The organism is Bacillus mycoides (assembly GCF_018742245.1).
Taxonomy (GTDB): domain Bacteria; phylum Bacillota; class Bacilli; order Bacillales; family Bacillaceae_G; genus Bacillus_A; species Bacillus_A cereus_U.
In genome coordinates this window covers 4,843,778-4,860,705 of the sequence record NZ_CP036132.1, presented here as the reverse complement: position 1 = coordinate 4,860,705, position 16,928 = coordinate 4,843,778, and the positions used below count along the sequence as shown (strand labels likewise).

The following is a 16,928-nucleotide window of genomic DNA, read 5'->3' as shown; positions in this document are numbered from 1 at the left end:
TGATATGTCTTTAAAACGAAATATGGTGTTTGGAATAGTTGGGTTGTTGATTCCAATTCTTGTTCTTTTGTATGCGGTTGTTTATATTGCACTGGAGAAGAATGTGTATCATAATGCGGCGGATTCCTTAGAAAAGTTAAGTGTGGAAGCACAAATTTATACGATGAATTATTTAGAGAAGGAAGCAGAAGTGGAGACGCTAGGTCCTAATTCGCTTTTAATTGCTTCGTATTTAGCGAAGCGAATGGATGTCCGGGTGCAGATGATTGGGAAGAATGGAGATGTTGTTGCAGATACACAAAAGGGAGCGTTACTTCATCGGAATATTGACATTGGGAGTTCTTTGAAGGGAAAGAAATCTTATGTTTTCGAGGAGGGAGACCCAGCTCCAATTCTTTTGTTTTCAAGTCCGGTTTATTATGGAAACGATGTCATTGGGAGTATTCGTTTTATAAATGAGTTAACGGATGAGAAGGAAGTTTTAACAAATGTGAGTTGGACGTTTTTAATGACGTCTCTTTGTTTAGTAGCTGCTGGTATTTTCTTTGCGATTCGTTTGGCGAAGTCTCTTCATAAACCAATTGATCAGTTAAGGCAAATGGCATATCGGCTTGCGAATGGAGATTATGAAAGTAAGATTGAGCTGAATGAGTATGTGGAAATTGCGCAGCTTTCAGCATCCTTTAATGCGATGGCTGATGGGATTGAGCTGCATATTAAGCAGCTGAAGGAAGAGAAAGAGAAACAGAAAGATTTCTTGGACCGCATTACGCATGAGCTGAAAACACCGCTAACAGCGATTATCGGTTATGTAGATTTAATTCCGAAGTTACAGTCGAAGGAAGATGTGCAGGAGAGTCTCCGTTATGTGTCTGTAGAAAGTGAGCGTCTATTATCACTTGTAGAGGAATTACTTAAGTCTTCAAAGTACGGGACGAGTACGTTTGAAGTGTCACCTACAGTCGTGAATATTAAAGAGTTAGCAGAAGAAGCAGTTTCAATTGTGAAACCGCGCCTGCAGCAGTTTGAAATTGAAGTTATGAATGAGTTAACGGAAGTACACGTCGTTGCGGATTTTGATAAGACGAAGCAAATTTTCTTGAATGTGCTTGATAATGCGATTAAATATAGTGATGCTACGCGAGTTCGTATGAATGTAATTATAAATGAGCAGGAAGCGAAAGTTTTTGTTCATGATGATGGTATTGGTATGGATGAAGGTGTGCTTGCAGAATGGCATGAGTCTCCGGAAGGTAAGGTGCTTCCTTCTAGTTACGGGAATGGATATGGCTTATACATTTGTCAGGAGATTATGAAGAAGCAAGGCGGAAGTATGCGAATTGAGAGTAGTGAAGAAATGGGAACTACAATATGTATGACATTTTTACTTCCAAGACGGATGGAAGACATAAAAAACTTGAAAGCGGTTAAATGATACATTTATGAAACAATTATGCGGTATTTTCGAAACAACGTTTTTTTATCTTGGAGGTAGGCAGAAATGAAAAGGCTATCATTTCAAATTCTTATGTTTGTCTTTTGTATGATCGTTTCTCTTATTTTGTTTTATGTTATTGAGAAGCAAATATATAATCGAATCACAATTGTGGATGACAAACAAGCCGTTTTACAAAGAGTGAATGAATCCCTTCCTACTGAAGTGAAAGTAAGGCATGAGAAGTGGAGAGAAATTGTTGTAACGGATGAAGTTCGTTTGCATACGATTGTTTCATTCTTTGACCGAATTCGAATAGAGCCGAGAGAAGCTAAGAATCAAGAACAAGTATTTACTGGAGAAGTAACGTACTTGAATGGACATAAGCGTACTTTTGCAGTAGGTGACTTGTTCCAGTATGAGGCTAATGTATACGGAAAGAATGGTACGGATCCGATGATCTCAGCATTTCAAACGTATTTGTTAAGTCTGTATTATACACCAGAGCGCATTAGTAATTTCTTTGCGGAGGCAAAGGAAGTTGTAGTGAGGCAAGGGGATGTAATACGTACTATAGATCTTACGCACATACTTGATTCTATTCGATACGCAAAGCAAATTACAGATTACGGAGAAATTCAGAAATTATTACAATCACAGAATGAGCCGATTGCTTATATTACCGCTTATAAAACAGGTAAGCGTATAAAGAATGAGCGTGAAGATATTCTAACTATTTCTGTGTATCCATCTTACTTTGTTGTGCAATATCTCGGTGATAATAACGGGAATGTCATGTATATGAAGGGCTCCCTAGCAGAGTTATTTGTAAAGGAGAGTGTGTTATGAGAAAGATAGCCTTTTTCTTCTTTTTGCTAATAATCGGAGGAGCGATGTCTAGTTGCTCTCGAGATACAACCTCTATTAAATATAATAAAAGTGGTCTCCCTATTTTGGATGATCGTCATCTCGTTGCGTATGTAGCGGCCCGCGAGGAAGTTGGTGAGGCTTTGCTTTCGTCATTTTGTAAAACACGAGGGTGTACGTATGAATTTATTCGCTTATCGACAGAAGAACTTCTTCGGAGAGTAGAAGAGGAAGCTGGAAATCCGAAGGCGGATATTATTATTGGCGGCACAGTGGATGCGCATCAAATGATGAAGCAAAAGAACCTTTCTATTCCAGTTATGAGCCAGCATGCGAACCGTATTTCAAAGTCTGTTAAAGATAAAGATGGTTATTGGTACGGTTATGAAGTGGAGAAACTGGCAATTGCGATTAATAAAGAGCGGTGGAATGAAGAAATAGCACCGCTCGGTCTTCCATATCCATCAAGATGGCAAGATTTATTAGATCCGGTATATACGGGTAAGATTGCAATGCCTGATCCAAATGTTTCCGGCACAGCATATACTTTGTTTCAATCACTTATTGATACTTTAGGTGAAGAAGAAGCGAAAGAGTATGTTAAGAATCTTGCAAGGCAAGTTGGTGAAGTAACGGTGAATGGTTATATGCCCGCAGAACTGGTTGCGAGCGGTGAATATATGATAGGCATCAATTTTGCGGGAGATCAGAGAATGCTTCAGAAACAAGGCTTTCCTATTGTAAGTAATGAGCCTGAGCAAACAGGTTTGTCTGTCAATGCGATTTCAAAACTAAAACGTGCACCGAGTGGTCTTATTGCGGATTTATTTATTGATTATTGTTTATCAGAAGAAGCGGGGCACATTTTAGAAAAAGTTTCGTTTGGCGTACCAACGATGTTTGCGAAGAATCAGAAAGAGATAGAAGGTCAGCCGGTTAGAAGGACGAACAAAAATATATCAAATAGTGGGATAATCGAGATATGGAATAGACAACGTCTCTCTCAGCAGTGAGAAAAGGAGACGAAAGAATATGTTTAAATGGCTTAAGCCAGCACCTGCAATTGAGAGATTGCCGGCGGATATGATTGACAGGGTATACAAATTATTACGTATTCGTGTGCTAATGGGAATTTCAGTTGGGTATGCTGCTTATTATTTAGTGCGCAGTAACTTTACGTTATCAAGTACGTATTTAGTACAAGAATATGGTTTTAGTACAGCTGAAATTGGATTACTAGGTTCAGTAATGGCAATTGTTTATGGATTTAGTAAGTTCTTTATGGGGAATTTATCAGATAAAGCTTTCGCCCAGCGCTTTATCGCAGTTGGATTATTCTTATCAGGGCTTGTGAATATTTGTTTCGGTTTTGCATCTTCATTTGGGATGATTGTTACATTACTTGTCCTAAATGGTATTGTACAAGGTATGGGAGCACCACCTTGTAGTATCGTTATGACGAAATGGTTCTCAAAGAAAGAACGTGGTACGAAAACAGGTATTTGGAATATTTCACATAACGTTGGCGGAATGCTAGTGCCGCCCCTTGTCGGAATTGGTGTAGGTATTTTCGGTGAAAATCATTGGCAAGGCGGCGTATTTATTTTCCCAGCGATTATCGCAATGGTAATTTCAGTTCTTGTTTGGATTAATGCGAAGGATACACCAGAGTCTGAAGGTCTTCCTCCAATTGATGAGTATCGTAATGACTATGAAAATCTTGAAAAAGCAGATAATGCTAGCAAGATGTCGCCAAAAGAAATTTTAATGAAATACGTAGTGAAAAATAAATTTGTATGGTTCTTATGTATTGCGAATGCATTTGTTTATTTAATTCGTTTCGGTGTTATTAACTGGGTTCCACTTTATTTAACGACAGTTAAAGGTTTTTCAAAAAATGAAGCACATGCAGCATACGCAATCTTTGAAGGTATGGCAATTCCAAGTTCATTAATTGTTGGTCTTTTAAGTGATAAATTATTTAAAGGGAAACGTATGCCATTGTGTATTATTAGTATGGTTGGAGTTGTTGTTGGTACGGTTGTATATTGGCAAGCAACTAGCGTACTTGTTGTAAGTATTGCCGTTTCTATTATCGGATGTTTAATTTACGTACCACAGTTCTTAATCGGTTTAAGTGCGATGGAATTAGTACCGAAATTTGCAGTAGGTACGACAGTTGGTATGTGTGGTCTGTTCGGTTATGTAGGCGGGAGTCTTGTAGCAAACGCAGCAATTGGTGTTATTGTTGATCGTTCTGGCTGGGATGGTTGCTTTATCTTACTATTAACAGGTGCAATTTTATCAACAGTCTTCTTGTTCATCGTTCAACGTGGGCATGAGAGAAAAGATCCTAAAGCGGCGTAATATTGTATTTGAAACAGCTATCCAATTATTTTTTTGGATGGCTTTTTCTATATACAATAATCTTTCCTTAAAACTATCTTAAAAGATAAGATGTCATATTTCTAATCATTGGTATTTTTGTTACAATATAAATGAATGTGTAAAACTTTGTAAAAAGAATGTAATAATATGTAATTTGTTTTCAGAAAGTTTTGTACAATTCGATTGTTTATTAAACTATTAAGTTATAAAGGGAGAGAGACTATGTTACCAAATACGGTTCGTACTCCAAACAAGAAGAAGAAATGGATTATCATCGGAGTTATTGCACTAATTGTTATTGTAGCAGCAGTTAATATTTTTGTAATGCAAGGTAAGAAGAAAGGTACGGCGAAGACAGATGCTGTAAGTTTTGAGAAAGTGACAGAGCGTAAGCTTAATAATACGAAGTTAATTTCTGGTCAGGTGAAGCCAGGAAATATTGAAAGTTTCTATGCGGATCCGACTAAAGGAAAAGTGAAAGATATTGCGGTGAAAGAAGGACAAGAGGTAGAAAAAGGAACGAAATTATTCTCTTATGATAATGAAGAAATTAATCTTCAAATGAAGCAAGCTGATCTTGATCAGAAGATGGCTGATATGCGTTACGATCAAGGGAAAAAGAAGATTGATTCGTTGAAGAAAGAAATTAAGAAGGTAAAAGATAGTGGGGCTGGGAAAGAAGTAACAGACCCAATGGAAGAGCAAGTAAGTGAGTTAGAAATGGCACAAAAGACAACTGACCTGGAGAAAGAAAAAGGGAAGTTGCAAAAAGAAGAGTTAAGTAAAAAACAGAAAGAACTTACGATTTATAGTAATTTCACTGGTGTTGTACAAAAGTTAGACAAAGATGCGGCACAAAGTTCATCTCAAGCGTTAGGTGGTCAAGGGAAAGCATTCTTGCAAGTTGCTTCTAAAGATCCGTTCCAAGTTCAAGGGACTTTAACAGAGCTTCAAAAATCACAAATTCAAAAAGATCAAACGTTCACTGTAACTGCGAAAGCAAATAATAAGAAGAAGTGGACAGGTAAGATTACGGAAGTAAGTGAATTCCCAACGAGTGCAGAGATGGCTCAAGCTGCTGGTGAAGGAACTCAAAATATGTCTCAATATACATATAAGGCAAGTCTTGATAGCCAAGATGGTTTATCTCCAGGTTATCACGTTTCTCTGCAAGTAAATTTAGAGAATAAGACGATGATCGCTGTTCCAAGTAAGAGCATTGTAGAAAAAGGCGAAGATGCATTTGTTTATATCGAAGAAAAAGGAAAGCTTCGTAAACAAAATGTGAAAAAAGGTGCTACTGATGGAGATTGGACGGAGATTGTTGAAGGCGCAACAGTGGGGCAAAAGGTGGCTAAAAATCCTTCCGACAACGTGTATGACGGAATGGAAGTGAAAGAGAAATGATTACGTTAAATAATATTTCTAAAACGTATTATCAAGGGAAGTTGGCAGTGCCAATCTTGCATGGTATTAGTTTAACGATTCAGAGCGGCGAGTTCATTTCGATTATGGGACCGTCTGGTTCAGGTAAATCAACGCTTATGAATATTATCGGTTGTTTAGATCGTCCAACAGAAGGCGAATATATGCTGAATGATGTGAATATCTTAACAGCAGACGAGTCAAAGCTTGCTTTAATTCGTAATGAATATATCGGCTTTGTGTTCCAGCATTTTAATTTACTTCCGCGTCTTTCCGCAGTGGAAAACGTTGAACTTCCGCTCATCTACGGTGGGGTGAAGAAAGCAGAGCGTCGTCAGAGAGCTCTTGAAGCGCTTGGAAAAGTTGGATTATCAGATAGAGTACACCATTTACCTAGTGAGTTATCAGGTGGACAGAAGCAACGTGTAGCGATTGCGAGATCGATTGCAAATAATCCGACGTTCATTATGGCCGATGAGCCGACAGGTGCACTTGATACGAAGTCTGGTGCACAAGTTATGGATATTTTCACGAAACTCAATGCAGAAGGTACGACGATTGTTATGGTTACGCATGAAGAGGAAGTGGCGGCTTATTCGTCTCGCCGCATTGTACTGCGAGACGGGAAAGTTACAGAAGATAGAAGGTGTGCAGTATGAGTTTACTAGATAGTATAAAAATTGCCTTATCTTCTATTTTAGCTCATAAATTGCGATCTGCTCTTACGATGCTCGGTATTATCATTGGTGTAGGTTCTATTATTACTGTCGTTGCCATTGGGCAAGGCGGGGAAGCGATGTTGAAGTCGAAATTCGCAGGTTCTGGCGGTAATAACCTTATGCCAATTCAGTTTAAACCGGATATTAATGATGAGTTTAGTATGGGTGGATTTGAAATACCGAAGTTAACGGAAGAAGATATTCTAGAAGTAAGACAAGTGAAAGATGTTTCACACGTTATTACGACAAACCAGAATTCAGAGGTACTTGATGTAAATGATAAAAAAGCAAATCTGAATGTTATTGGTCTTGATAATGAATATTTTGCAGTTAATAAAGTAAAGGTCGTAAAGGGACGTACTTTAAATGAATCAGATATTTCTCATGCAAATAACGTTGTGATGATTAGTACAAAAACAGAAGAGACGTTATTTAAGGACGTAAACCCAGTTGGACAAATTATTGAGATGAAGGGTCAGCCAATGCAAATTATTGGTGTGTATAGATCTGATAATGAGTTTATGGGATTTGAAATGGAAGAGGCGTTAATCCCCCTTACGTTATGGCCTGTTTTATACGGAACAGATAATATTCAAAATATCGCAATTCAAGCTAAAAATGTAGACAATTTAGAAGTAGCTGGGAAAAAAGCTATCGATGTATTAAATAGTCGTAAGCCAAGTGAAATTCCAGGTAAATATGAACTGGTGAATTTAAAAGAATTCCAAGAAAATGTTTCTAAAGTAACTGGTATTATGACGATGATCATCGGCGGTATCGCTGGTATTTCATTAGTCGTTGGTGGTATCGGCGTTATGAATATCATGCTTGTATCTGTAACAGAGCGTACACGTGAAATTGGGGTGCGTAAAGCGCTTGGTGCAACACGTAGTAAAATTTTATTACAGTTTTTAATTGAAGCCGTTATGTTAACGCTTCTAGGTGGTTTAATCGGAATTGGTCTTGGGTATGGCGGGGCATATATCGTTTCCACATTTGCGAAGTGGCCACCGCTCGTTTCATGGGAAGTTGTCGTTGGGGGCGTATTGTTCTCTATGACACTTGGTATTATTTTTGGATTAATTCCAGCGAACAAAGCTGCGAAATTAGATCCAATTGAAGCACTTCGTTATGAGTAAATTACTAGTGTAGTAGAGAGGAAAACTCTCTACTACATATTACCGTTCTAGTGGGCGGTTCGTAGCCTCTTGCATGAGGATGTGAACCGCCCGTTAGAACGGGTTATATAAATAGAAGGAGGCGTTATGATGGAAGCGAATTTGAATACGCAAAAAGTTGGTGGAGAGAAGCCGTCATTATTTGGAATGATTACATCTCCAGGCTTACAGTTTGAGCGAATGAAGACGAGCGAAAAAGTTTGGGGTATGTTTTTCTTAGTTGCATTGTTACAAGGACTTGTAGGCAGTTTGACGACTTATGTCGTGAACACATCACCTGAAATGATTAAGCTGCAGAAAGAATTAGGTGAATTTTCTGGAAAGAGTTCTCTTACGTCAGAAGTTATTTATGGTGGTGTATCAAGCTTTGTAGGAACAATGATTGGTGCATTATTTGTCGCAGCTATTTATAAAATATTTATGATGTTCTTTGGAAATGATACGTCTTATAAAAAAATATTAACGATTGTTATATATACGAATATTGTTCTTATTCTTGGTGGACTTATTAATGGCGTTATAGCTTTAATTTTAGATGGTGGAGCAACGCAATATACAAGCTTGGGGCCATTATTTGAACAAGGTTCAATGGCATATGGAATCGGTAATACGATTGAATTGTTCTATTTATGGAATTTAGTATTAATTTGGTTGGGATTACAAGTTACAGCTGGATTAAGTAAAGTGAAAGCAGCTGTTCCGATTATCATTTTATTCATTATTAAGGCAGTATTCTTAGCGGCAATTGTTATGTTAATTGCGGCATTTTTACCTAATATGCCAATATAATAAGGAGGCGTTATAATGGAAGCGAATATTAATACGCAAGATGTAGGTGCGAAGAAGCCATCATTATTAGGAATGATTACATCTCCAGGTTTGCAGTTTGAGAGAATGAAGACTAGTAATGCGGTTTGGGGTGCGTTTTGGATACTTGTTTTATTAGGAGCAGTTATTGGTGGACTTGCTGCTTATGTAGGCTCTTTAACCCCAGAAGCCATTAAGCTTAATAAGGAGTTAGGTTTTGACGTTCCACCTGCAGTGACGTTTGGTATGGGATTCGGAATTGGTGCTTTAGGTATGGGGATAAGTTTCTTCATTAGTGCAGCGGTGTATAAAGTATTAATGATGTTTATGAGCAATGATACTTCTTATAAGAAATTATTAACAATTAGCGTATATTCAAGCATTATTTCATTACTTGGCGTATTATTGAATACGGTTTTAGCGTTTGTTTTAGGTGGATCAGGACAAGAAATGTATACTGGATTAGGTCCTATCTTTGCTTCAAGTAGCGGGGTTGTAAAAGGTATTGCAAGTAAATTTGAAGTATTTACAATTTGGGGATTTGTTATAACGTGGTTAGGTCTTCAAATTACGGCAAGTTTAAGTAAAAAGCAGGCAACAACTATTACTATTGTCTTCTTTGTCTTAACTCTTGGACTGGGTGCGTTACAAGGTATGTTCCAATAATAAAATAAAAAAGGTGACTCTTCCGAGAGTCACCTTTTTTATTTTTACCCCTATTTCAAATACCCCAAGCAGAATTTCGAATACTGCCTAGTGTAATTTCAAATTCCGGCAGTATTATTTGAAATTACCCACAATGAAATTTCCTTTCTCATTTTATATTGTAGAGGTACCGCGGAATACTAAAGAGGTATACCTTTTAGAAACGGGCACTGTGTGAAGCCAGCGACTTTTACAGATACGGTTGTTTTGTATGAAGGTATGATTGTAAATCAAATAAAGAGGTTACATATTTACCAAGATTATGAAGAGTATTATCAATGTGGTTTAATTGGTCTTTGGCATGCGTATGAAAGGTATGAGGAGGAGAAAGGAAGTTTTCCTGCTTATGCTGTCGTAACAGTACGTGGTTATATATTGGAGAGGCTGAAGAAAGAATGTGTAGTGCAAGAGAGGTATGTGTGTACCGGAGAGTATGGTGAACGATTTGGGTATGAAGATGTGGGAACGAGGGCGAAGGACTTTATGAGCGTGTTAGATGAGAGGGAGAGGCACATCATTTCAGAGCGATTCTTTACAGGGAAAACGATGGGAGAGATAGCTGCTGAAATGGGGATGACGTACTATCAAACGAGATGGGTATATCGACAAGCGCTTGAGAAAATGAGAGATAGTGTAAGGGGATAAGAATAATAAGTAGAATGGAAGGCAAAGGAAATATTGCGTTCCATTCTATTTACATTAAGGCAGTAAATGTGGCAAGGGGTTTTTTAAGTGTAGTGAATCTTTTATGTTCATTCGGGATAATATATGTCCAGCTTTCAAAAATTGTTGCTGTAACTTATGAGAACCTATTTGTATTGTTATGGTAGTTCCGTTAAAAAAATGAATGTTAGCTTTGTTAGTTTTTTTGGAAAACCCTATCTCCTCTATATGGTTATAGAACAACCAAATGCAGTTTGGAGAAGAAGGAGATTCTGTTGGGAAAACGCAAATGTATTCTTTGTGATTAATCGGAATCGGAACATTTTGTTTGAGCTTAAAGTTTACTTGGACTGCATGACGTCTACCTTGGTAAGTAGAATGAATATGTGTTAGACAATATTTCTTGATGAGTTGTAGACTTGTGTGGCAAGAGTGCAAGTGGTTTCCGCTACTGTCGATAATTTTTGTCCGGTAATAAGGGTGTTTACAAGGTTCGAGCATCATTGTAGAGCTAGAAATAAAAATATCATTTTCATTATCCATGATTCTAAATCCTCCCTTATAAAAATTTGTTATTTCGAATATAATTATATACGAATTATGTAAAAGTATTATTAATCTTCTATTGCGTATTGTAAATTTTTACTGTTCGTTTACAATCAATAGATGATAGTCTTTCTAATTTGCATCGCTTGTACATATATATGAAAATAGAAAAGAGTAGGCGGTGATATAGCATGAAGAAAAAGTATATTATTATGGCTCTAGCTGTTGTTCTCTTAGTTTATTTAGCAAACAGTAATCCGGGTAAGGGAGAATATACGGATTGGGCAGCAAAACAATTTATGAAGCGTAATGATGTGAGTAAGAAGCTAGAAGAGGTTGAGAAAGAAAATAAAGAGGGTATACTTGGCGATTTAGCATCGGCGGGAAAGAAATTGGCAAATAAGTATGTTGAACCACAAGTTGGATTATTAATCGAACATTATACAAAACGAAATGATTATATTTTCTTCTCAACATATACGACAGAGTTTGATTTAGGCGGAGAGAATTATAAGTATGTTTGTGTTGGTTTTTCAAACATCTTTATTCCAATTGAAATGCCGAAGAAAAAAGACGAATCTGCAAAATGATGCAGATTCGCCTTTTTGATTTACGGAGTGATCTGAACTTCAGATACAGTTTTTTCTACGAGGCGAGCTCCTTTTTTACGAGTATTTTCACCAATTGATGAAAATACAGATGAAGAAAGAATGGTATCCATTACTTGATTTACGACTTGTTCATTTACTGGTGTAATGGGATTATCGATAGAAAAGGCAACTGTTTTTCCATCTTCTTTCACGAAAATTAACTCTAGTACTTGCATGCTTTATTCCCTCCTTTTTAATTACAGGTTAGAAAGATCTGACGTGCTTACAAGTTGTACAGCGTGAAGTGATGATTGTTGTAGTGAAGCAAGAGCGCGTGCTACTTCATGCACTTTTCCTAAATCTGCATTTGTTTTCACACGTTTGAATTGCTTGTTCTTAAAAACTGTTTTACCGTTTTTGTCTAATCCTCCGTTTAATACGAGACGTAAAGTTAAATCCATTACGATTGTTTCAACTGCCATGTTTATCACCCCCTTTCACTTTATAAATAGGTGGTAAATGTCATGTTTTGGCGTGAAATTTTTTCTTTTTTTTGTTACTCTTAAAAGACTAAGAGAGGAGTTTCGGGAGAATGAATCGTAAATGGTTATTTTGGATTCCTGTATTACTATGGATGGGGATTATTTTCTATTCTTCAGCACAGCCATATAAAAAACAGGATATGCGCTCGGATATTGAGCAATATATAAATGTTGAGTTTGTGAAAGAGCATTTTTCATGGGTATCTATCGATTATGGCGGAGGTACACCTGTTAGTATCGCAAATAAAGGTGTAGGTGGATTTGTTGAGTTTTTCCTTCGTAAAGGTGCTCATTTTATGGTGTTCTTTATGCTCGGTTCATTGACGTATTATGCTTTTCATCGATCGGGTTATTCGAGAAAAAGGTGTTTTGCATACGCCCTCCTTTTCGTTGCGGGGTATGCAACATTTGATGAAATTCATCAATGGTTTACGGGAGACCGTACACCGATGTGGCAAGATTCATTGCTTGATACGTGCGGTGGGTTAACAGGAATTATAATAAGCAATTGGTTTTGGCATAGAAAAAGGAGCTAATCTCATTTAGAGATTTGCTCCTTTTTCATTTATCCACCTTATACGCCAAGTAATTCTTTTAGTTCGTCTGTTGATAGTTCGGTCATCCAACTATCGCTTGTAATGACGGCGTTGTTTAATGATTGTTTTCGTTCTAACATTTCATCAATTTTCTCTTCAAGTGTTCCTGTTGTAATAAGTTTATGAACGTGAACGAAGCGTTTTTGACCGATGCGATAAGCACGGTCTGTTGCTTGGTTTTCTACAGCTGGATTCCACCAACGGTCATAGTGAATGACATGGTTGGCAGCAGTTAAGTTTAATCCTGTTCCACCAGCCTTTAACGATAAGATGAAGATGTCATACGTTCCGTTTTGGAACTGCTCAATCATCTTGTCACGCTCTTTCTTCGGTACGCTCCCGTTTAAGAAGAGGACGCGCTGACCGAATGTTTCTTCTAACATACTTTTTAGCATGTTCCCCATGCCAATGTACTGAGTGAAGATTAAGCAACTTTCATTTTGGTCCTTTATATTTTCGATGAGCTCCATTACCGTTTTTGTTTTCATAGAGCGCTCGACGATATTTTGTGGTTCTTCTTCTTTCAAATAAAGTGCTGGATGGTTACAAATTTGTTTTAGCTTGTTCAGCATAAGTAATATAAATCCGCGTCTTTCAATTCCGCTTAATCCTTCTACATTTTGCAATGTATCTTGAACAAGTTGTTCGTATAAGGAAGCCTGTTCACCAGTTAGTGAACAATAAGCTTTCTGTTCTTGTTTATCTGGTAAGTTTAATGCGACTGTTTGATCTTTCTTCGTACGACGCAGTAAAAACGGCGAGATAAACCGCTGAACTTGCTGGATTTTCCCTTCATCGCGGTCCTTTTCAATCGGTGTGACGAAGCGGCGCTGGAATTGTCCTAAGCTTCCGAGATACCCATGATTGATAAAGTCGAAAATAGACCAAAGCTCAGCAAGTCGGTTTTCCATCGGTGTACCGGTCAAAGCAATTTTATGATTTGCTTGTAAGTTTCTTACTGCTTTCGACTGTTTCGTATGTGGGTTTTTTATATTTTGTGCTTCGTCTAAAATAACAGCGTCCCAGCATAACGTACTAAGTTCTTCTTCATCAAGCTGAGCTAATGCATAAGAAGTTAATATAACATCTGCTGATTGAAGAAAATCTTTAAATGACTCATCCTTAGCTCGGTTACTACCATAGTGTAACTGAACACGTAAACTTGGTGCGAAACGCTCAAATTCTTTTTGCCAATTTCCAAGGACTGATGTTGGTGCCACAATTAATGCAGGACCTGTTTGGAGATTGTTTTCTTTAGCGTATAGTAAGTAAGTTATCGTTTGAATACTTTTTCCAAGTCCCATATCATCGGCTAATAATGCCCCAAATCCAAGCTTTCGTAAGTATAGCAACCATTCAATCCCGTGTTGTTGATACGGGCGGAGTGTTGCTTGTAGCGAAGATGGTGTATCTACTTTCGGAATATCTCCAATGTGCAGAAGCTTTTGGAAAAGTTCTTCATAATATCCGTCTAGTTCGATTTCAATATCGCTAAACGGACTATCGTCTTCTACAATTTCTGTTTCCGCCGTGCTCGATAAATGTTGCTGCAACACGTCTTTCATTTCTAGGCCATATTTATCAGCACGGTGCATTAGTTTTCTTACTTCTTCAATAAAGGCAGGATCAAGTCTCATCCATTGACCATTTAAATTGAAAAGACGTTTGTTCTGCTCAACGAGTTCGAAAAACTCGCTTTCTGATAAATCAATTCCGTCCGTTGAAATGCGCCAGTCGAAATTAACGAGCGTATTCATGCCGAAGAAAGACTGTGTTTGTGCTGTACTTTGCTTCAGTTGAACGCGTAACCTCGGTTTTGTTGCTTTTAAATTTTGCCACCATGATGGTAGTAGAATTGTAATGCCTGCTGCGAGTAATTCATTACTTGCTTCGGTTAAGAAGTTCCAAGCTTCCGTTTCAAAGAGTTCTTCTCGGAACTTGTCGTCCTCTTTTAGCCACGGTACGAGCTTACTGAATCCTTCTTGTGTTTCAAGAATCCGTTCTTCGTAATCGTGCCATCGTTTTGGCAAGGAATCGATACTTTCATATACATATATGCGATGCGCACCACGTTTTGGTGTAACGATTGTTTCAAGCTTCCACATTTCAAGTTCTTCTTGCGGTTCTTGTAGTCTTAAGCCGACTGTAAATGGAAGATCATCTTCAATGTAACCAATTTTTCGAAGCCAATCTTCTTCATGTAGTGCTGCTTCCAATTGCCTTTTCGTAAAGTCGTAATGTTCATATAGTCTCTTTGCATCTTCCCATCCGTCATTTGAGCGAGCATCTTGCAAAATACTTTCGTTCACAGCGGCAGAGAAAAGAGATGCTAACACGTCATCTTCAATTGAGGTATTCTGAACTTTCCAAGATGGCTGCTGAGACCAATGCTTCATGTCAGGTGCGAAGCTGCCGCTGACGAAAGCGTCCCATAATTCACTTGCGTCCTTTGTAAGTGCCGTAATAGGACCGTTCATTTGCATATTTGCAAATGAATTCATCGGTTTATTTGCGATGTATTCAAATGCCTGGGCATTCGTTAACAGAACGCCTTGTTTTCCCTCATACGTTGCTTCTTTTAAAAACGTTCCGTAGAAGGAAGTAGAGTGCCATGCGAATGCATTTTTTTTCCAAGTTGCTACGGATAAGAGCGTACCGCTATCATCTTCTCCCCAAAGGAACCAACCTTGACTAACGTGCTGGAGCCTAATTGTTACTTCAGTTTGTATGATCATCGATTAATTTTCCTCTCCGTAATTCCTCTTGTAGTGCACGCAGACGTGAATGTAAGTTAGCGATATGAATAATGAAAGCATCCCATTCATCAGTTCGCTTCAGTCGTTTATAAAGCATACGTAATTTCTTTAAGTAACGAACGGCACGTTTATATGATTTGCGATTTCGCTCTTCAATTGCTTCCATTGCGGCATGGTGATAAAGAGGAAGTGCTGCTTCGGGCGCTTCTTTTTCAATATCTTTCAATGGTTCTTTCAAAAGTTCGATTACTTCGAATCCATATAAGAGCTGAAGTTCCGTCCATGCATGGTATTGTTTCTTCGCAAGTACATATTGTTCATAATTTGTGAAACTATACGGTAATAGTTCTTGTAAAATCATTTCTAATCCCGCTTGTTCATTCGTATGCGTTGCATATGTCTCATACATCATCACAAATAATCGAACGATATCTTGTATGAAGACGGTATTCTCTTGTTCCGTTATCGTTTCTTTTACTTGTTTATAAGTAAAGGAAAGCCAGCTTTTAGCACGGTCCCACTGCATCGCACTTAATAACTCTTCTAACCAATAGAAGTAAAGGCTCACAACAGAAGCAGGCTGTTTTTTGAGTAATTCCATTGCCGATAAGTCTTCATTATTTAAAAAGAGCAGATGAGAAGATGCTAATGCTTTGGAAAGTGGATTGATTTTAGTATCGATTCGTTTTTCTTCTTCTTGTAGCTGCTCTTCTGTTCTTAACAGTTCACCCCATACGTGACGATAAATGAAGAATCGCTCTTGTGTATAGGCATCGGTAGAGAAGAATGCTTCATGTATGAGCCGCGCTGTTTCTTGTAAAATCGGTTTGGATTCTTCTGGAATCTCCTCTGTTTTTAGGTCCCTAACGGTAGATTCAACTTTATCAACGAATAGGCGAACGACGTTAACTGGTTGGTGATAAGAATATAGTTTGTTTGCTTCAAATTCCTGAATTTCTTCTAATAATTTTTGAAAGCAATAAAGTGCCGCGTGCAACTTAAATAATTCATGAATAGCAACGATGCGCGGAGCTTTCCGTTCTAATTTTGTATAGAAGTCTGTAAAAAGACTCATAAGAAAATACATTTGTTTATAAGTGAGCCGCGCTTGTTCTTTTTTAAATGATTCATATTCATTTTCAAAGTATGTTTGCCAACTTTTATAATCCAGTTCTTCAAAAGCTGATGATTGCAATACTTGTCGTGCAGTTCGAATAGGAGGAAGAGAAGGTTTTGTATTATTTTTGAATAAAGTTAATACATCTCCTACCTGCCCAAAACTAGAAGCTGCAGATAGTAACACAGCAAGCATATGCTGACATTGCGTTGGCGCGAAGCAATCGCAATAGCTTTCAGTGACATTACGAATCGGGATGTGAACGCTATATACACTGCCTTCAGCATTTACAGTTCCGGATAGCGTATAGCCATCAAAGTCAACGTTATAGACAACACCACTACGATATAGGTGCCGAGCTGTAGCGACATGCTCCTGATCAGCAACTTGCTGTGGATCAAGCCCTTGAACGAACTCATTCGCAATCATCATAATTTCATCTTTCGTAATTGAGTCTTGCAGCATAATATTCCTCCGTACACAGATTTCTTTCCTTTACCATTATAAACAAAAAATGCTCAAAACAGAAAAAATGAAATTTGGATTACAATAATCGGAAATCATGGTAATATATAAAATGTTTATAGGGAGAGA

The 16,928-nt window shown here is 37.8% G+C and carries 17 protein-coding genes; 12 read left to right on the top strand and 5 right to left on the bottom strand.

Going from position 1 to position 16,928, the window contains the following annotated elements; all coding sequences use genetic code 11:
- The first annotated feature begins 4 nt into the window (after nt 1-4).
- From EXW56_RS25055 to EXW56_RS25010, 10 genes are all read left to right on the top strand, one after another.
- Nucleotides 5-1,435 (top strand): HAMP domain-containing sensor histidine kinase, encoded by a 1,431-nt coding sequence (locus EXW56_RS25055; RefSeq protein ID WP_199660436.1) that lies wholly within the window; start codon nt 5-7, stop codon nt 1,433-1,435.
- 66 nt (nt 1,436-1,501) lie between these two features.
- A complete protein-coding gene (locus EXW56_RS25050) occupies nt 1,502-2,284 on the top strand; it encodes a DUF3919 family protein (protein WP_215597056.1) in 783 nt (260 codons plus the stop codon).
- Nucleotides 2,281-3,315, top strand: a complete 1,035-nt coding sequence (locus tag EXW56_RS25045) for an ABC transporter substrate-binding protein (RefSeq protein WP_070140133.1) — start codon at nt 2,281-2,283, stop codon at nt 3,313-3,315. The genes EXW56_RS25050 and EXW56_RS25045 overlap by 4 nt, the downstream gene beginning before the upstream one ends.
- A gap of 19 nt (nt 3,316-3,334) precedes the next feature.
- Nucleotides 3,335-4,669 carry an MFS transporter gene (locus EXW56_RS25040; RefSeq protein ID WP_070140132.1) on the top strand — a complete coding sequence of 445 codons (1,335 nt, stop codon included), beginning with the start codon at nt 3,335-3,337 and terminating at the stop codon, nt 4,667-4,669.
- A 243-nt stretch (nt 4,670-4,912) separates the two neighbouring features.
- Nucleotides 4,913-6,097 carry an efflux RND transporter periplasmic adaptor subunit gene (locus tag EXW56_RS25035; RefSeq protein WP_215597055.1) on the top strand — a complete coding sequence of 395 codons (1,185 nt, stop codon included), beginning with the start codon at nt 4,913-4,915 and terminating at the stop codon, nt 6,095-6,097.
- Complete coding sequence (locus EXW56_RS25030; protein WP_215597054.1) at nt 6,094-6,774, top strand: ABC transporter ATP-binding protein; 681 nt, start codon at nt 6,094-6,096, stop codon at nt 6,772-6,774. The genes EXW56_RS25035 and EXW56_RS25030 overlap by 4 nt, the downstream gene beginning before the upstream one ends.
- On the top strand, nt 6,771-7,973 hold the full coding sequence (locus EXW56_RS25025) for an ABC transporter permease (protein WP_199660450.1): 1,203 nt from the start codon (nt 6,771-6,773) through the stop codon (nt 7,971-7,973). The genes EXW56_RS25030 and EXW56_RS25025 overlap by 4 nt, the downstream gene beginning before the upstream one ends.
- A 129-nt stretch (nt 7,974-8,102) precedes the next feature.
- Nucleotides 8,103-8,801 (top strand): YknW family membrane protein, encoded by a 699-nt coding sequence (locus EXW56_RS25020; protein WP_215597053.1) that lies wholly within the window; start codon nt 8,103-8,105, stop codon nt 8,799-8,801.
- A 15-nt stretch (nt 8,802-8,816) separates the two neighbouring features.
- On the top strand, nt 8,817-9,485 hold the full coding sequence (locus EXW56_RS25015; protein WP_098988426.1) for a YknW family membrane protein: 669 nt from the start codon (nt 8,817-8,819) through the stop codon (nt 9,483-9,485).
- A gap of 213 nt (nt 9,486-9,698) precedes the next feature.
- Complete coding sequence (locus EXW56_RS25010; RefSeq protein WP_215597052.1) at nt 9,699-10,169, top strand: sigma-70 family RNA polymerase sigma factor; 471 nt, start codon at nt 9,699-9,701, stop codon at nt 10,167-10,169.
- 54 nt (nt 10,170-10,223) lie between these two features.
- Here EXW56_RS25010 and EXW56_RS25005 read toward each other — a convergent pair whose 3' ends face one another.
- Nucleotides 10,224-10,730 (bottom strand): competence protein ComK, encoded by a 507-nt coding sequence (locus EXW56_RS25005; RefSeq protein ID WP_215597051.1) that lies wholly within the window; start codon nt 10,728-10,730, stop codon nt 10,224-10,226.
- 194 nt (nt 10,731-10,924) lie between these two features.
- Between EXW56_RS25005 and EXW56_RS25000 the strand changes: the two genes are divergently transcribed.
- Nucleotides 10,925-11,323, top strand: coding sequence for a DUF4359 domain-containing protein (locus EXW56_RS25000; RefSeq protein ID WP_002034805.1), 399 nt, complete (start codon nt 10,925-10,927; stop codon nt 11,321-11,323).
- A 20-nt stretch (nt 11,324-11,343) separates the two neighbouring features.
- On the opposite strand, the gene EXW56_RS24995 is transcribed toward EXW56_RS25000, so the two are convergent.
- Together EXW56_RS24995 and EXW56_RS24990 are read right to left on the bottom strand one after the other, a co-directional pair.
- The gene (locus tag EXW56_RS24995) at nt 11,344-11,559 is read right to left on the bottom strand and encodes a DUF2922 domain-containing protein (protein WP_002112952.1); all 216 of its coding nucleotides are present in this window, start codon (nt 11,557-11,559) and stop codon (nt 11,344-11,346) included.
- A gap of 21 nt (nt 11,560-11,580) precedes the next feature.
- Nucleotides 11,581-11,805 (bottom strand): DUF1659 domain-containing protein, encoded by a 225-nt coding sequence (locus EXW56_RS24990; protein WP_002016256.1) that lies wholly within the window; start codon nt 11,803-11,805, stop codon nt 11,581-11,583.
- Nucleotides 11,806-11,915: 110 nt separating this feature from the next.
- Here EXW56_RS24990 and EXW56_RS24985 point away from each other — a divergent pair, with 110 nt between their 5' ends.
- Nucleotides 11,916-12,401 carry a VanZ family protein gene (locus tag EXW56_RS24985; RefSeq protein WP_002068432.1) on the top strand — a complete coding sequence of 162 codons (486 nt, stop codon included), beginning with the start codon at nt 11,916-11,918 and terminating at the stop codon, nt 12,399-12,401.
- A gap of 38 nt (nt 12,402-12,439) precedes the next feature.
- Here the strand turns inward: EXW56_RS24985 and EXW56_RS24980 are convergent, their stop codons facing one another.
- Nucleotides 12,440-15,196 (bottom strand): DEAD/DEAH box helicase, encoded by a 2,757-nt coding sequence (locus EXW56_RS24980; protein WP_098988425.1) that lies wholly within the window; start codon nt 15,194-15,196, stop codon nt 12,440-12,442.
- Nucleotides 15,180-16,799, bottom strand: a complete 1,620-nt coding sequence (locus EXW56_RS24975; protein WP_002198821.1) for an SWIM zinc finger family protein — start codon at nt 16,797-16,799, stop codon at nt 15,180-15,182. The genes EXW56_RS24980 and EXW56_RS24975 overlap by 17 nt, the downstream gene beginning before the upstream one ends.
- Nucleotides 16,800-16,928: the final 129 nt, after the last annotated feature.

Excerpts from the sequence above, each read along its gene's own strand:
- EXW56_RS25055 (WP_199660436.1), top strand. The coding sequence starts at position 5 with ATGTCTTTAAAACGAAATATGGTGTTTGGAATAGTTGGGTTGTTGATT.
- EXW56_RS25050 (WP_215597056.1), top strand. The coding sequence starts at position 1,502 with ATGAAAAGGCTATCATTTCAAATTCTTATGTTTGTCTTTTGTATGATC.
- EXW56_RS25045 (WP_070140133.1), top strand. The coding sequence starts at position 2,281 with ATGAGAAAGATAGCCTTTTTCTTCTTTTTGCTAATAATCGGAGGAGCG.
- EXW56_RS25040 (WP_070140132.1), top strand. The coding sequence starts at position 3,335 with ATGTTTAAATGGCTTAAGCCAGCACCTGCAATTGAGAGATTGCCGGCG.
- EXW56_RS25035 (WP_215597055.1), top strand. The coding sequence starts at position 4,913 with ATGTTACCAAATACGGTTCGTACTCCAAACAAGAAGAAGAAATGGATT.
- EXW56_RS25030 (WP_215597054.1), top strand. The coding sequence starts at position 6,094 with ATGATTACGTTAAATAATATTTCTAAAACGTATTATCAAGGGAAGTTG.
- EXW56_RS25025 (WP_199660450.1), top strand. The coding sequence starts at position 6,771 with ATGAGTTTACTAGATAGTATAAAAATTGCCTTATCTTCTATTTTAGCT.
- EXW56_RS25020 (WP_215597053.1), top strand. The coding sequence starts at position 8,103 with ATGGAAGCGAATTTGAATACGCAAAAAGTTGGTGGAGAGAAGCCGTCA.
- EXW56_RS25015 (WP_098988426.1), top strand. The coding sequence starts at position 8,817 with ATGGAAGCGAATATTAATACGCAAGATGTAGGTGCGAAGAAGCCATCA.
- EXW56_RS25005 (WP_215597051.1), bottom strand. The coding sequence starts at position 10,730 with ATGGATAATGAAAATGATATTTTTATTTCTAGCTCTACAATGATGCTC.
- EXW56_RS25000 (WP_002034805.1), top strand. The coding sequence starts at position 10,925 with ATGAAGAAAAAGTATATTATTATGGCTCTAGCTGTTGTTCTCTTAGTT.
- EXW56_RS24995 (WP_002112952.1), bottom strand. The coding sequence starts at position 11,559 with ATGCAAGTACTAGAGTTAATTTTCGTGAAAGAAGATGGAAAAACAGTT.
- EXW56_RS24990 (WP_002016256.1), bottom strand. The coding sequence starts at position 11,805 with ATGGCAGTTGAAACAATCGTAATGGATTTAACTTTACGTCTCGTATTA.
- EXW56_RS24985 (WP_002068432.1), top strand. The coding sequence starts at position 11,916 with ATGAATCGTAAATGGTTATTTTGGATTCCTGTATTACTATGGATGGGG.
- EXW56_RS24980 (WP_098988425.1), bottom strand. The coding sequence starts at position 15,196 with ATGATCATACAAACTGAAGTAACAATTAGGCTCCAGCACGTTAGTCAA.
- EXW56_RS24975 (WP_002198821.1), bottom strand. The coding sequence starts at position 16,799 with ATGCTGCAAGACTCAATTACGAAAGATGAAATTATGATGATTGCGAAT.